This is a genomic window from Oceanispirochaeta crateris (assembly GCF_008329965.1).
Taxonomy (GTDB): domain Bacteria; phylum Spirochaetota; class Spirochaetia; order DSM-2461; family DSM-2461; genus Oceanispirochaeta; species Oceanispirochaeta crateris.
Genome location: NZ_CP036150.1, coordinates 1,693,115 through 1,706,989 on the forward strand (window position 1 = coordinate 1,693,115; position 13,875 = coordinate 1,706,989).

The window sequence follows — 13,875 nt, forward strand, 5'->3', positions numbered from 1 at the left end:
CATCCTATTCCCCTCCACTACTCTTCTGGGGACGTTCTGCAGGTGGCAGATAGGTATAAAGCTTATCTTCGAGAATACGGGGATTGTCTCCCGATTGTATGGACAGGATTCCCTGAACCATTATTTCCTTAACCAAAAGCTCTTCCTTGTTTCTGTCGTCCAGTTTGATCTGGAGTGGCATGAGAACCAAGTTGGCAAAAATAGAACCATAAAGTGTGGTAATCAGAGCAACAGCCATGTTTGGTCCAATAGATGCAGTATCTTCTAAGTTTGCCATCATACCAATGAGCCCTAAAAGTGTACCGATCATCCCGAAGGCAGGGGCTATTTTTGCCCAGTTTCCAAAAAACTCTATCCCGTCCTGGTGCCGTGCATCAATCATGGAAAGGTTGCCATATAGGATTTTTTTAATCACATCCGGGTCGGTACCATCAACAACAAGGCGCAGTCCTCCCCGCAAAAAATCATCATCCACATCATTTAGGGCATCATCCAGGGAGAGGAGACCTTCCTTTCTGGCATTGTCGGCGAAGGTTACCAGCTGGGTTATAATGGCTTCCTTGTTAAAAACCTGCACATTCATGGCAATATTCAAATATTTGGTAAAACCGAGTGTGCGCTGCAGGGGGTTGGCGACAATCATGGCGGCGAAGGAACCGAATATAACGATGATCACTGAAGCAACGTCCAAGTACAGGGACATTGCATTTCCTGCGGCGATGATCGATCCGACGATGAGTAAAAAACCACCAATCAAACCACCTATTGTTGCTATATCCATGTAAAAACTACTCCTCGTTCTTGAAACCGCCGATCAAACGTCTGTACTCCACAATCCTATTGAAAAGTGTGGAATAATCTTCCTGAACTACCAGACGTTTTCCCGACAGCATCACAATAGTGGTGCTTGCATCAGCTTCTATATATTCAATCTGATGGGGATTGAGATACAATACCTTGTTCAATTTCCCCATTATCGTTACTTCTACCATTTAATCAATGAACCTTATCTCTTGAGAGACAGGAGTTCCTGCAACATGGTATCACTGGTTGTTATGGACTTGCTATTGGCCTGAAAACCTCTTTGGGTCACAATCATATCTGTAAACTGCTCTGCTAAGTCCACATTACTCATTTCAAGAGCTCCGGAAATAAACTTTCCTTTCCCGGCGATACCCGATGGTCCGATATTAGCTTCACCCGAGTTTATGGTGGCCATATAAGTGCTTTCTCCACCCTTTTCAAGACCTCCCGGATTGATAAAGCTGGCTAAGGCAACCTGCCCGAGTGAGCGGTTTGTACCATTGGAGTATACACCAGTGATAACACCCCTGGAATCAATCTGAAAAGTTTCAAGATATCCCATGGAGTATCCATTCTGTCTGAAGGCCTTGGTAGAGGATGTTTCGGCAAACTGAGTCACGGTATTGGTATAGCTGCCTACTTCTCCGAGGTTCAAATTGAGAGTCTGCCTGATGGGAGCTCCGTCCGCTCCGGGTGTTGAATCAATGACGTCAAAAGAAACCGGAATAAGAAGATTTCCCTCGGTGATTGTATCTCCCTGGGCATCAAAGGCAGCAGTTAAGGCTCCCAGGTTGTCAAATTCCATGGTGAATGTGCCGTCGGCATTATTTTCAGCGCCGATGTCCAATGTTGTATTTGTTGGATTTTCTCCATTTTCATCCACATTGACAGATACATTCCATTGATTGTTTACCCCGGGATTCTTGGTAAAGCTAATGGTCATCTTATGAACATTGCCAAAGGAATCATAAATATCTTTATCGATGGTCCATGTTCCTTCTCTGGTATCTGCAGTACCAGCACCGGGAAGAATTTCGGGTGTCCTCTTATCCAGGTTACAGGCTAGTTCCACTTCTGTAGTGGCACTGGCCGGATCTTTGCTTCCCACGGGAATAAACAGATCGCTTGTATCGCTGGCTGTATTCAAATAGGTCTCGCCGTCAATAGTTTCGGCCTCCCATCCCTGAACTCTCATTCCGTTAGCAGGATTAACGAGCATACCGCCCTCGTCTAATCCGAAGGCTCCGGCTCTTGAATAGTATTCTTTATCTCCCTGACTGAGGATAAAAAAACCATTTCCCTGGATGGCAAGGTCTGTGGTATTCCCCGTTGACTGGAGAGATCCCTGAGTATGAATCGTATCGATAGTAGCCACGGTCATACCAAGGCCCACCTGCATGGGATTCACACCACCGAGTTCTTCAGTAGGTCTGGCAGCCCCGCGCATGCCTTGGGATATCATATCCTGGAAAATAACCCGGCCTTTTTTAAACCCGATTGTATTGACGTTGGATACGTTATTACCGATCACGTCCATTCTTGTCTGATGATTCTGAAGACCGGATACACCGGAATAGAGTGAGCGCATCATAACTGTGACTCTCCTTTATTGTTATAAACTGTATGTAATGTACTAAAATCATAATAATTGCCATTGACGAGAAGTTGAGGGAAGTCTCCGCCGGTAACGGCTTCAACCTGGCCCTGAATAAGCTGTCCTGACGACATAAGCTCCACATCTTTTCCCAATACATTGAATGCCTGAGAGCTGTTGAGCCGTTCAGCCATGGCTGTGAACTGCTGATTCATGTTGGTAATCTGCTCCAGGCTTGAAAATTGTGCCATCTGTGAGATGAATTCTTTGTCTTCCATAGGAGCCGTTGGATCCTGATGGGACAGCTGAGTAATGAGGATTTTCATAAAATCATCTTTATCCAGGTTCTGACTCTGCACCTTACTGCCACCCAGGGCTTTGTTAAAGCTTTCTACCTGCATGGAAGTTCTTGCACTGTCCGCCGCGTTCATCTGTGTACTAAAGTCCATTCTAACTATCTCCTAACCCATAGGGTTCAAATCGATTCTATATAACGCCTCTGATAAAACGACCGGTCCTACACGACCAGATTGATTTGACTGAGGGACATTCCCTCTTCATAAACCACCGGTATCTGTCCATCCATATCATCCAAAACTGAATTAGTAAAATAGACAGGTTTCTCATTCTTGTGTTGCTGTCGACCATCGGCCTGTCCTCCACCCACAGAAACATCCAGGGATGCAGAACTGAATCCGCTGTCTTCAAGGGCTTTGGTTAAATCTGCCAAATTGTTCATAAAAGCCTGACGTACACTATTATTTTCGACAATAATCTTCCCGACTATATTATTTTCATGAAGATTCAGATTAATCCTGACTTTTCCAAGGGATTCAGGCTTCAAAATCAGCTTTATTTCACCCTCTTTATTGTCTTTCAAAACAAATCGAATGTTTTTAGTAAGTTCTTGAGTTCCCTTATCCTGAAGTTGCTTGTCCAGAAGGACAGCACCTTTCTGCTCTTCCGCCGTTTGAAGTGAAAATGTTTTACCGCTGGTATCCATCTGATCTGCCTGTGCCATTCCTGTAGCGGCATCATCAGAGGGAACCAGTTCCATGGTCATCTGATTGTCTGGCCCGGGAGATTCCACAACCTTTAAAAGGGAAGCCGATTTGTCTACAGTCGAAACGGTCCTTCTGTCTTCCACTGTAATTTTGGTCTCTTCTGCTGCCATTTTCGTTTTAGCTTTTAACAAAGAGGAGTCTTTCTTCTCCACAGCAGATTTGACATCATTTTGAGCAACAAGCTGGGATGTCTCGCTACTTTTCACAATCCCTATGGATTCTCCGCTTATACCGGTATCGTTTTGAAGGATTTCTTCCTCGGGGATTCCTTTATTCAAAGAAAGCTTTTCTGATTTTTCTATTTCTTTTTCAGATTCCACTGCAACGGGTATCAGACCCTTTGCTTCTTGCTGAGTATTCTGATTTGATACGACCTGGATGTCTGGAAGTACTGTTTTTTTCTGAGATTTAGAGAGGGTGAGTTTCTTTTCATCCCCTCCTTTGATATCCAGATCTTTTACAACGACTCCGAGATTTTGAACCAGCCCTTTTTTTTCCGTAAATGTGTCCGCCAGTTTCAATGAAACGCGGATATTCCTTTTGTCATTGACGAGTGTAGCAAGCTCAGTCTTATTCGGATCTGCAGTCATTGCTGTTTTTTGGACCGATTCCGTATCATGGTTCTCTTTTTGCTTATTGAGAGCCGTTTTGAAGCCGTCACTCTTATTTTTCAGGCCGGGAGCCTTATCAGGTGATTTTCCCTGTTTTACCGGAATTATATCCGCTGAGGGAGAAGACAGCTGAACCATGGCACCTCCAGATTTATTAGTCCTCCGGTTTTAAGGCCATTTTGCTTTGTATCTCAGCAGCTCGCTCAGCAGGCATCAATGACAACCAGAAGGCAACAAGGGACGATTTACCAGATTCGGTAGCCAGTCGCTCTGATGTTCTCAGAAGGTCAACCAACTCCGTATCATCCATTTCCAGCATGATGGAAACAGCGTTCTGGGGAGGCATTCCCTCCAGATACGTAGCATTTTGTTCCAGGTTTGCTCTTTTATTGTCGTACGATTTCAAGGCTTCATTAAGAGATTTCTCTTTCTCTTCGTTAGATTTCTGTTTTTCTTCCAATTGACTTGTCAATTCTTCCAGTTCTGCTTCTCTGATGAGGATGCCCTCTTCTCTAGCCACCAGGGATGCTTCAAAAATATCAAGAGCCTCCTGCTGTTTCTCAAGACGCTCACGGTCCAGCAGATACAAATCATCAGGTTGCTCTATAGGTTCGGGAACATCAAGCCGGACAATTTTAAGAATAGGAGCCAATGTTTCCCGGGCATCAATCAAGCCTAAGAAGTCGACCCAAAGCAGTCCTCCCACAATAAGTACTACAATAAAAATGATGAGAAAAAAGATTTTCGCCACACCGGCGCCGCCATGTAAGCCAGCCATATCAGTCCCCTGCCTGTTTCAGTCTATTCATGTTATTTAAAAGGTCATCCAGGGTATGAGCTTCCGCCCGTCTCTGGATATCGCTATGTTCTTTCTTTCGTTTTTCTTTTAATTTATCAAGCCCTTCTCTCTTAGATCTGGCCACTCTGTAATTTTCCCTCAAGTGCTCAAGTTCCCCTTCCCGGGAGTCCATTTCTTTTTGAAGGCCATGGATTTCCTGGTTGATTCGGGCATAATAAAGACCGGACTGGAGTAGATCCTCCGAGCGTACTGCCGGGCTCTGACTTTCTCTGATTGCCATGCACTTCATTTTTTTTTCATTTAGATGATTCCACTCTCCCATGGCTCTTCCCAGATGCATTTCGGCTTCCTGTTCTTCTTCCAGACGCAATTCCAGGATGGAATCAAGTGTAAATTGAAATCTTTTCATCCCTGAGATCCTTATCTGTTAGTTTTTCAGTCAAAGTATCCTTCAATTCATCCCTCAAATCATCACCGCTGATCCTTCCCGCTTCGATGAGTGTGGAATTCAGTTCGGCCTTTTCTTCAACGGCCTGCTGCAAAAATTCATTTATTTCATCAATCTTGCTAATGGCTTCATCCACCTGAGGATTGGATCCTCTGGCATAGGCTCCGACGGCTATGAGGTCTTCCTTTTCTGTATAAAGTGACAAAAGCTTCCGAATATAACCCGCATTTTTACGCATCCTCAGGGGCATAACCTTGTTTTCCAACCTTGAAATAGAGCTTAGGACATCGACGGCTGGATAGTGGTATTTTTCAGCCAGTTTCCGGGTCAACACAATATGCCCATCCAGAATACCCCGAACTGCATCGGTTACGGGTTCTTCCATATCGTCCCCTTCCACCAAAATGGTGTACACGCCTGTGATGGTTCCTTGATCGGAAGTCCCGCTGCGCTCCAGTAATTTTGGAAGGAGTGTAAAAACGGAAGGGGTATACCCTCTTGTGGCGGGCGGTTCTCCAACGGCCAGACCGATCTCCCTCTGACTCATGGCAAGGCGTGTGACAGAATCAAAGAGGAGCATGACATTTTTGCCCTGATCTCTGAAGTATTCGGCAATGGTTGTGGCAGTAAAGGCGCCCCGAACACGGCTGAGAGCCGATGTATCCCCAGTAGAAACAACGAGGACCGACCTCTTCAGGCCCTCGGCTCCCAGGTCATTTTCAATGAATTCACGGACTTCTCTACCCCGTTCACCGATGAGGGCTATGACATTGATATCTGCGGACGTATTGCGGGCAATCATTCCAAGGAGGGTGGATTTCCCCACTCCCGATCCGGCAAAAATACCGATTCTCTGTCCTTCCCCCAAGGGGATCATGCTGTCAATGGAACGGATGCCCGTAATGATCTGTTTTGTAATTGGCTTTCTGTGCAAGGGGGAGGGAGGAGTTCTGAACACAGAGAGGCGTTGGGCGCTGTTGTTGCCCTTGATACCGCCACGGCCGTCTATGGGATGGCCGAGACCGTCTAACACACGGCCCAGAAGGTCATCTGATACCTGAATGCTCAGTTGTTCTCCCGTGGCAATGACCGGACAACCCGCCTCTATACCTTGAATGTCGTCATATGGCATAAGCTGAACCCTCTGGTCCTTGAGAGCCACGACCTCGGCCAGATACTCCCGTCCCAAGCGGGGAATGATGATGCGGCAGACTTCACCCACAACGGCCTGGGGTCCGTTTGATTCGATGAGACTTCCTTGCACACGGATCACACGACCCTGATATTTGATTGTATCCAGTTCTTCGACTGTATCGATGTATCGTTTCAGCATGTTCCCCTCCCCAGCGGCATGCGGTATCTTTTGAAAGATGGGCAGCTTCTACTGCTCACCCTTCACCTTGATAGGCACGAGTTCCATGATTTTCTCTTCAATTTCTTTCAACTGACTCGTTATTCTGGCATCTATCTGCCCAAAATCTGTTTCAATAATACATCCTCCGGGATCCACAGAGGTATCTTCCAAAATGGTGATGGATTTGACATTCTCCACCATTTTCATAAAATCCCTAGTATGATCCGTGGCCAGATCAAGATCGGCAAGGTTCACCCTCACAGCCACATCCCCCCGGCTCTTGAGCTTCCGCAGGGCCTGTACAATATTATTGACGACAACATTTTTCTGGTTCTCCGAGATGACCTTGATGACCTTGCGTGAAATGAGGAGAACCAGATCTATCATCTGAGTTTCAGCCTCATTAATCATATCTTCCCGTTTCTGAATAGCCCGGTCGATGATGACATGAAGTCGTTCTATCAGCCTTTCCGCTTCCCTGTGGCCTTCCTGGAAACCCTCTTCACGGCCGGCTGACTCCCCTTTTTTTCTAGCTTCCTCTTCTATTTCGGCAACTCTCTGGCGGGCTTCTTCCACCAATTTTTCGGAATCCTCTTTGGCCTGGGCCAGGATTCTCGCCGCTTCGCTTTCAGCTTCTATTTTTTCACGGGCTGCCTGGTCGGTCTTGCGACGAACCTCTTCAAAGGCGGTTTCTTCGGCTTCTGTCTGAATGCGCTGGGCCTCTTCTTCGGCTCTTTGCATCATCCTCAGCTTTTCTTCTTCCCAACCTGCCTTGAATAATTCGGCTTCTCGTCTCAAATCATCGGCTGTCGGACCTGTGTACTCTTCCACATCAACAACTTCGTCCAATTCGGCCTCTTTATAGAAAATCGGAGCCGAAATTTCCACCTTTTGAGCCGTGAGATTCACGATTTCCATGGGTCTGAATAGATTTTTTGCCATAATTTATACTCCCGAGGCCTTAAACCAGAACATCTTCTTCTCCACTTCTGGCAATGACGACTTCTCCCTGCTCTTCCAGCTTCCTGATGACAGATACGATTTTCTGTTGAGCTTCTTCCACGTCTTTTCTTCTCGTAGGACCCATAAAATCCATGTCTTCCTTGAGCAAAGCTGCCGCGCGCTTGGACATATTTCTAAAGATCTTATCCTGAACTTCCGGATCTACCGCCTTGAGGGCTTTAGCCAATTCGGCCGTATCTACTTCACGCATAACCCGCTGTACGGCCCGGTCATCCAGCATGATGATATCTTCAAATACAAACATTCTCTTCTTAATTTCTTCTGCCAGTTCCGGATCTTCCTCTTCCAATGACTCAATGATCGTCTTTTCTGTAGTACGGTCTACCAAGTTAAGGATATCGACGATGCTGCCGACACCACCGGCAGAGGTATAGTCTTCCGATGACAAGGATGACAGTTTTTTCTCAAGGACACGCTCAACCTCTCTCAGGATTTCTGGAGAAGTCCTGTCCATGGTGGCGATCCTCTTAGCAACATCCGACTGTTTTTCCTGCGGAAGATTCCCCAGAATCTGCGAGGCTTTCAAGGGCTCGAGATAGGCCAGAATAAGGGCGATTGTCTGGGGATGTTCCTGCTGAATAAAATTCAACAGATGAGCAGGGTCGGTCCGCCGAACAAAATCGAAGGGTCTGGTCTTCAGAGAACTTGTCAGCCGGTTGATGATATCCACGGCTTTTTGGCTTCCAAGAGATTTCTCCAGCAGTTCACGAGCATAGTCGATTCCTCCCGAAGAGATAAAATCAGAGGCCATCATGAGTTCCTGGAACTCCTGAAGAACCATATCTCTCGATTCAGAATCAATATTCTCCAGTCGGGCAATCTCGAAAGTCAGAATTTCTATTTCATCTTCTCGAAGGTGTTTGAATACTTCCGATGAGATATCTGCTCCCAAAGTGACCAGAAAAATAGCGGCCTTCTGCTTCCCTGTGAGATCTTCCTTGTGGGGACTTTTTCCACCCTGCTGGTTGTTAGCCATTCTCTATTCCTCCGCCAACCATGTTCTGATCAGATTAGCCACATCTTCTGGATGTTCTCTGGCCATGTTTTTAGCATTTTCCTGCATTTCCATGCGGGCCCTGTCCTGAACAGACATTTCTACATCAATTCCTTCTTCTTCTGCCTGTCTGAGAGTCTGCTCTCTCATGGCCTGGTGCTGTCTGGCCAGCTCTTCTTCTCTGAGACGTCTCCGTCTTTCAAGCTCTTTGGAAATCATTCTAAAGAGGAAGAAGGCTGCAATCAGAATCACAAGGGCTACAATTGAGAAAAGCATGGTCTGTTGAATCTGCTGCTGACGGCGGTATTCATCGTCTTCAGCCTTGAATTCGGCGCTCCGGTCAAAGGGTATATGCTGTACTGTTACAGTGTCTCCCCGGGCTGTGCTGAAACCAACAGCATGCTGTACAAGAGTCAGAGCCTTACCCAGATCCTCATCCGAAACAGGTGTATAAATTCTTTGTATACTTCCTTTTTCAATGATGGCTTTTCCATTCTCATCATAATCCCAGTTCCAGATTCCGTCCACGGCTACGGCGACTGAGATCCTGGCAATGGCAAAGGGACTCTTCTCTTCCTGAATATTTCTGGTGTTAACCACTTCATTTCTTGTGGAACTGTTGCTCTGGTACTTACCAACCAGATTATTTAAATCCTTATAGGCAGAAGGGGTTTGTCCCTCCTGTCCGGGAGGTCCCTCGGGATTAAAACCGGTTCCCTCAAAGAGTTCATTGCTGTTATTTTCACTAATCGTAATGGAGTTGACCGTTTCCAATTCGCTGTAAGGTGTTTCCGGGTTATCCTCTATGACCGTAATGGGATAGTGTTCTTCCGTTGCAATTGTTTTATTGATAAACTCCAGATCAATATCTATGTTCACAATATTCACACGCTTGGCAGTAAAAACATTCTGCAAGGATGCCAGAATTGTATTTGTGTACTGGACTTCCAGAGACTTCTTCTGTTTCAGCATGCGGCTTGTCAACTCCAGCCTATCCAGACTTTCCAGTCCTTCAAAATCATTGAGGATTCTACCGCTGTAATCGAGGATCGTAATATTTTCCGCCGAGAGACCCTCTACGGCAAACTGAATCAATTTTACAATTCCTTCAATTTTATTACGGTTCTCACTGATGTCACTCCCGGGTCTTGGTGTGACAATGACAGAAACAGTAGTCGGATTCTGCTCACTGGAAAACAAGGTCCTTTCGGGCATGACAAGCGATACCTGGGCATTATCCACATCACCGAGAGCCTTAATGTGCTGCTCTAAATTGGAGGTGATCGCCCGTCTCAGGTTCACATCCCTTTCAAAATCAGTGAGAGTCCATCGCTCCACATCAAAGATGGCCCAGGGATCAGTTCCCGTGGGGATGAGATCTTCTCTAATGAGAAGGGCCCTCATCCGTCTTGCCACTTTGTCATCAGAAACATAGATGCGTCCGTCGGGGTTCAGTTTATAAGAGACCCCTTCTTCATCCAGCTTCAGAATAATACGCTCATTTTGTGTTTGATCAGTTATCGGAACACCCAGCAAGGGTACCATGCTGGGTGAAGATGAGACTGTAAACAGTAAGACGATACCCACCACAGCTCCGATCAGAATCCCTGTGAATATCAATTTCTGGATGATACTCCACTTTCCCCAAATCGTACCGATCTGAGACATAAGTTTTTTAATCCATTCCAGCATTTCCCCCTCCCACGGTGAAACCTGAGGACCACGGATGAGAACCGCAGCCCTTCATAGGGTTCGTTACCTCATACTAATAATATCTTTATAAGCCTGAACGGCTTTATCAACTATGCTTTTTGTCATTTGAAGGGACATGTTGGCCTTAGCCATGGCAATACTCACATCATGCACTTCAACAGAATCAGGGTCACTGATCATTTTTACAAACAGATTCTCACTCTCAATTTGATCATCATTGGCAGCGGAAAGTCCTTTTCGAACAAGGTCTGCAAAGGATGATTCAGAAGGAATCTCTTGAGGATCACTGTTTTTTACAGCCTTCATATGAAGAGGGCTGGTTGTTTTCATGGGAACAAAATTACCGTTCACCATATTTTCATTGATTGTATTCAACAGACTCATTTTCCTCTCCTCAAAGGGGTTCTAACCCCTGTTCTATACTTTTCTGACCTTAAAAGAAGCCTTCTACCGCCAAGAACGGGTATTAACCCCCGATCTGCAGGGCTTTCTGGAACATGGATTTACTCCCGTCCATAATAGCCACATTGGCCTCATAGGCTCTGGTGGCAGAAATCATATCCACCATTTCATTGACAATATTCACATTAGGATACTCAACATAGCCTTTTTGAGGCCCCGTCTTTATGGCATCCGGATGAGTAGGATCATAAACAAGCCTCAGCTCATCATCCATATCCTTCTCGATTTTGGAAACTCGAACCCCCTGGCCAATGCCATTGTCCAGATTATCCGGAAGAAAGGGACTTCGCCAATACGGCTGGTCTACGACAGGTCTGAACACAACACGGCTCCGTCTAAAAGGGCCGCCCTCGGCGGTTCTTGTCGTGTTGGCATTGGCAATATTATCTGAAATAACATCCAGACGCATTCTTTCTGCCGAAAGTCCTGTTGATGCTGTATTTATAGAACTGAATAATCCCATTCTGTACTCCTGTCTACTATCCTTCTAGCTACCCCAACTCAATCGGGGTTCTTCTTTCCAAACTCTACGAACTACCTCGTTACGATGTTCACCTGGGTGAATTGAAATCCAATAGACTGGGACATCAATTCATACATCATCTGATTCTGGGTAGCCATCATCATTTCCTGCTCAATATCCACATTGTTGCCGTTATTTTTACTCTCTGTCAGATAATCCAGAACTCTACGAGGTCTGACACTGCGGTAATCAACGGTCTGGTTAAAACTCATATGACGGTCATTGGTGACCTTCGCAGGAAGTGTTTTTTTTGTTTCAGAAGCTAAAGCCCTGGTCAGTTCCGCCTCAAAGGAGACATCGCTTCTCTTGAAGTTCGGAGTCTCGGCATTGGCTATATTGTTCGAAATAACTTCCCTTCTCAGAAGGCTCGTATCCATCGTCCGCTGTAGAATATCCACGGTTTTTCCAAAACTGTTACCTGTAAACATACAAATCTTCCTTCACTTAAAAAATACTTCTACCTTTTCAATTTCGGCAGATACCCCGGGGTCACTTAGTTTTTTATACCCGTCGTCTCCCTGGACAACAGAGTACTACTAAAGGATATACCGGCTTAAATCTCTATTCTGTATAATGTCTCCCAAACGTTCTTCCACATATTCAGGAGTGATATCCACAGTTTCGCCCTGCATTTCGGGGGCATTAAAGGAGACCTCTTCCAGTAGATGCTCCATGATGGTATGCAAACGCCTGGCACCGATATTCTCGGTGCTTGTATTCACCTCTTCTGCCAGTTCCGCCAGCCGGCGAATGGCCTTGTCTGTAAACTTCAATGAAACATCTTCTGTTCCCAGAAGTTCCGTGTACTGTTTAATCAAGGCAGTTTTCGGCTGGGTCAAAATCATTTCGAAGGCATCAGCATTCAAATCTTCCAACTCCACACGAATGGGAAAACGGCCCTGAAGCTCAGGTATAAGGTCAGATGGCTTTGAAAGATTGAAGGCTCCCGCTGCAATAAAAAGGACATGAGAGGTGTCTACCATTCCGTATTTTGTGTTTACAGAAGATCCCTCAACGATGGGAAGAATATCCCTCTGAACGCCTTCCCGAGAAACATCCTGTCCTCCGGATTTCCCATTATTATTAGCGATTTTATCGATTTCATCTATGAAAATGATCCCCATATTCTGCACTCGTTCCCGGGCAATATCGATGGCGTTGTCATTGTCAATGAGTTTATCAGTCTGTTCTCCCTGCAGGATCTCTCTGGCCTGAGCAACATTCACCTTCCGGGTTTTTTTGTTCATGCCTCCAAAGATATTTCCAAGGGCGCCCATTTTCATATCCATGGATTCAAAATTTGATCCGGAAAAGATCTCAATAGAGGGTCCGCCGCCTCCGGAAACTTTCACTTCTACAATTCTGTCTTCCAGCTCACCCGCCCGCAGCTTCCGTCGAAGAACTTCCCTCGTATGGGCTCCGGGAGATTCTGGGATGACATCGGGAAGATTCCCCTGGTTATCCGGTATGGACTGGGGAGCCTTAGATCCGGGAAGTAAGAGATCTAAAAGAGCTTCTTCAGTGGCCGCCATGACTTCTTCCTGAATGCCTTCTTTCAATTCGGTTTTAACCATGGAAACCGCCGCGGCCATCAGGTCTCTGACCATGGATTCCACATCCCGCCCCACATATCCAACTTCGGTAAATTTAGTGGCTTCGACTTTTATAAAAGGGGCTCCACAGAGTTTGGAAAGTCTTCTGGCAATTTCGGTTTTTCCCACACCTGTAGGACCAATCATGATGATGTTTTTTGGAGCAATCTCATCCCGGAGGTCATCTGGAAGCCTGGACCGCCTCAGCCGATTTCTCAGTGCAATGGCGACGGCTTTTTTGGCCTTATCCTGGCCGATGATGTATCTGTCCAGTTCTGAAACAATTTCCTTGGGAGTTTTCAATTCAAGTCCCATGCTCATGAAAGTTCCTCCACGATAATATTATGATTTGTAAACACACAAATATCTCCTGCGATGCCCAGGGACCTCTTGGCTATCTCCGCAGCACTCAGGTCTGACCCATCCAGATAGGCTCTGGCGGCAGCATAGGCATAATTTCCTCCTGAACCGATGGCAATGGCGCCTCCTTCGGGTTCTATCACATCCCCATTCCCTGAAAGAACGAGTATTTTTTCCTTATCCATGACCAAAAGCATGGCTTCCAGTCTTCGCAAAGCCCGATCGGTTCTCCAGTCTTTGGCCAATTCAACGGCTGACCGTGTAATGTCTCCACCAAATTCACGGAGTTTTCCCTCAAATCGTTCTTCCAGAGTAAAAGCATCAGCTGTTGATCCTGCAAAACCGCAGACGACCTGTCCACCCAGGAGCCGCCTGACTTTTCTTGCGTTTCCTTTCATGACAACAGAATCACCCATTGTTACCTGACCATCTCCGGCCATTGCCATTTCGCCGTTTCGGGTGACGGCCAAAATGGTCGTGCCTCTTAACTTCATACAAACTCCCTTCCTACCCGCTTATTCCGTATGATGCGGG

General features: G+C 46.1%; 16 protein-coding genes. All 16 read right to left on the minus strand.

Features of this window, described 5'->3' with window-relative positions:
• Window positions 1-4: 4 nt before the first annotated feature.
• The 16 genes from EXM22_RS07735 to hslV all read right to left on the minus strand — a co-directional run bounded on the left by EXM22_RS07735 (window position 5) and on the right by hslV (window position 13,835).
• Complete coding sequence (locus tag EXM22_RS07735; RefSeq protein ID WP_149485964.1) at window positions 5-781, minus strand: motility protein A; 777 nt, start codon at window positions 779-781, stop codon at window positions 5-7.
• A 7-nt stretch (window positions 782-788) separates the two neighbouring features.
• Window positions 789-992: a flagellar FlbD family protein gene (locus EXM22_RS07740; RefSeq protein ID WP_149485965.1), complete on the minus strand. Its 204-nt coding sequence runs from the start codon at window positions 990-992 to the stop codon at window positions 789-791.
• A 14-nt stretch (window positions 993-1,006) separates the two neighbouring features.
• Complete coding sequence (gene flgE / locus EXM22_RS07745) at window positions 1,007-2,395, minus strand: flagellar hook protein FlgE (protein ID WP_149485966.1); 1,389 nt, start codon at window positions 2,393-2,395, stop codon at window positions 1,007-1,009.
• Complete coding sequence (gene flgD / locus EXM22_RS07750) at window positions 2,392-2,847, minus strand: flagellar hook assembly protein FlgD (protein WP_149485967.1); 456 nt, start codon at window positions 2,845-2,847, stop codon at window positions 2,392-2,394. The genes flgE and flgD overlap by 4 nt, the downstream gene beginning before the upstream one ends.
• A 68-nt stretch (window positions 2,848-2,915) precedes the next feature.
• Complete coding sequence (locus EXM22_RS07755; RefSeq protein ID WP_149485968.1) at window positions 2,916-4,211, minus strand: flagellar hook-length control protein FliK; 1,296 nt, start codon at window positions 4,209-4,211, stop codon at window positions 2,916-2,918.
• Between the two features lie 16 nt (window positions 4,212-4,227).
• Complete coding sequence (locus EXM22_RS07760) at window positions 4,228-4,851, minus strand: periplasmic-type flagellar collar protein FlbB (protein ID WP_149485969.1); 624 nt, start codon at window positions 4,849-4,851, stop codon at window positions 4,228-4,230.
• A gap of 1 nt (window position 4,852) precedes the next feature.
• Window positions 4,853-5,281, minus strand: coding sequence for a flagellar export protein FliJ (fliJ, locus tag EXM22_RS07765; RefSeq protein ID WP_149485970.1), 429 nt, complete (start codon window positions 5,279-5,281; stop codon window positions 4,853-4,855).
• A complete protein-coding gene (locus EXM22_RS07770; RefSeq protein WP_149485971.1) occupies window positions 5,256-6,653 on the minus strand; it encodes a FliI/YscN family ATPase in 1,398 nt (465 codons plus the stop codon). The genes fliJ and EXM22_RS07770 overlap by 26 nt, the downstream gene beginning before the upstream one ends.
• A 48-nt stretch (window positions 6,654-6,701) precedes the next feature.
• The gene (gene fliH / locus EXM22_RS07775) at window positions 6,702-7,616 is read right to left on the minus strand and encodes a flagellar assembly protein FliH (RefSeq protein WP_149485972.1); all 915 of its coding nucleotides are present in this window, start codon (window positions 7,614-7,616) and stop codon (window positions 6,702-6,704) included.
• Window positions 7,617-7,635: 19 nt separating this feature from the next.
• On the minus strand, window positions 7,636-8,673 hold the full coding sequence (fliG, locus tag EXM22_RS07780) for a flagellar motor switch protein FliG (RefSeq protein WP_149485973.1): 1,038 nt from the start codon (window positions 8,671-8,673) through the stop codon (window positions 7,636-7,638).
• A gap of 3 nt (window positions 8,674-8,676) precedes the next feature.
• Window positions 8,677-10,383, minus strand: a complete 1,707-nt coding sequence (gene fliF / locus EXM22_RS07785) for a flagellar basal-body MS-ring/collar protein FliF (protein WP_149485974.1) — start codon at window positions 10,381-10,383, stop codon at window positions 8,677-8,679.
• A 63-nt stretch (window positions 10,384-10,446) separates the two neighbouring features.
• On the minus strand, window positions 10,447-10,788 hold the full coding sequence (gene fliE, locus EXM22_RS07790; RefSeq protein ID WP_246157089.1) for a flagellar hook-basal body complex protein FliE: 342 nt from the start codon (window positions 10,786-10,788) through the stop codon (window positions 10,447-10,449).
• Between the two features lie 82 nt (window positions 10,789-10,870).
• Entirely contained in the window at window positions 10,871-11,329 is a 459-nt protein-coding gene (flgC, locus tag EXM22_RS07795; protein ID WP_149485975.1) for a flagellar basal body rod protein FlgC, read from the minus strand.
• Between the two features lie 71 nt (window positions 11,330-11,400).
• Entirely contained in the window at window positions 11,401-11,817 is a 417-nt protein-coding gene (flgB, locus tag EXM22_RS07800; RefSeq protein WP_149485976.1) for a flagellar basal body rod protein FlgB, read from the minus strand.
• A gap of 108 nt (window positions 11,818-11,925) precedes the next feature.
• Complete coding sequence (gene hslU / locus EXM22_RS07805) at window positions 11,926-13,296, minus strand: ATP-dependent protease ATPase subunit HslU (protein WP_149487952.1); 1,371 nt, start codon at window positions 13,294-13,296, stop codon at window positions 11,926-11,928.
• Between the two features lie 2 nt (window positions 13,297-13,298).
• The gene (hslV, locus tag EXM22_RS07810) at window positions 13,299-13,835 is read right to left on the minus strand and encodes an ATP-dependent protease subunit HslV (RefSeq protein WP_149485977.1); all 537 of its coding nucleotides are present in this window, start codon (window positions 13,833-13,835) and stop codon (window positions 13,299-13,301) included.
• Window positions 13,836-13,875: the final 40 nt, after the last annotated feature.

Excerpts from the sequence above, each read along its gene's own strand:
- EXM22_RS07735 (WP_149485964.1), bottom strand. The coding sequence starts at position 781 with ATGGATATAGCAACAATAGGTGGTTTGATTGGTGGTTTTTTACTCATC.
- EXM22_RS07740 (WP_149485965.1), bottom strand. The coding sequence starts at position 992 with ATGGTAGAAGTAACGATAATGGGGAAATTGAACAAGGTATTGTATCTC.
- flgE (WP_149485966.1), bottom strand. The coding sequence starts at position 2,395 with ATGATGCGCTCACTCTATTCCGGTGTATCCGGTCTTCAGAATCATCAG.
- flgD (WP_149485967.1), bottom strand. The coding sequence starts at position 2,847 with ATGGACTTTAGTACACAGATGAACGCGGCGGACAGTGCAAGAACTTCC.
- EXM22_RS07755 (WP_149485968.1), bottom strand. The coding sequence starts at position 4,211 with ATGGTTCAGCTGTCTTCTCCCTCAGCGGATATAATTCCGGTAAAACAG.
- EXM22_RS07760 (WP_149485969.1), bottom strand. The coding sequence starts at position 4,851 with ATGGCTGGCTTACATGGCGGCGCCGGTGTGGCGAAAATCTTTTTTCTC.
- fliJ (WP_149485970.1), bottom strand. The coding sequence starts at position 5,281 with ATGAAAAGATTTCAATTTACACTTGATTCCATCCTGGAATTGCGTCTG.
- EXM22_RS07770 (WP_149485971.1), bottom strand. The coding sequence starts at position 6,653 with ATGCTGAAACGATACATCGATACAGTCGAAGAACTGGATACAATCAAA.
- fliH (WP_149485972.1), bottom strand. The coding sequence starts at position 7,616 with ATGGCAAAAAATCTATTCAGACCCATGGAAATCGTGAATCTCACGGCT.
- fliG (WP_149485973.1), bottom strand. The coding sequence starts at position 8,673 with ATGGCTAACAACCAGCAGGGTGGAAAAAGTCCCCACAAGGAAGATCTC.
- fliF (WP_149485974.1), bottom strand. The coding sequence starts at position 10,383 with ATGCTGGAATGGATTAAAAAACTTATGTCTCAGATCGGTACGATTTGG.
- fliE (WP_246157089.1), bottom strand. The coding sequence starts at position 10,788 with ATGAGTCTGTTGAATACAATCAATGAAAATATGGTGAACGGTAATTTT.
- flgC (WP_149485975.1), bottom strand. The coding sequence starts at position 11,329 with ATGGGATTATTCAGTTCTATAAATACAGCATCAACAGGACTTTCGGCA.
- flgB (WP_149485976.1), bottom strand. The coding sequence starts at position 11,817 with ATGTTTACAGGTAACAGTTTTGGAAAAACCGTGGATATTCTACAGCGG.
- hslU (WP_149487952.1), bottom strand. The coding sequence starts at position 13,296 with ATGGGACTTGAATTGAAAACTCCCAAGGAAATTGTTTCAGAACTGGAC.
- hslV (WP_149485977.1), bottom strand. The coding sequence starts at position 13,835 with ATGAAGTTAAGAGGCACGACCATTTTGGCCGTCACCCGAAACGGCGAA.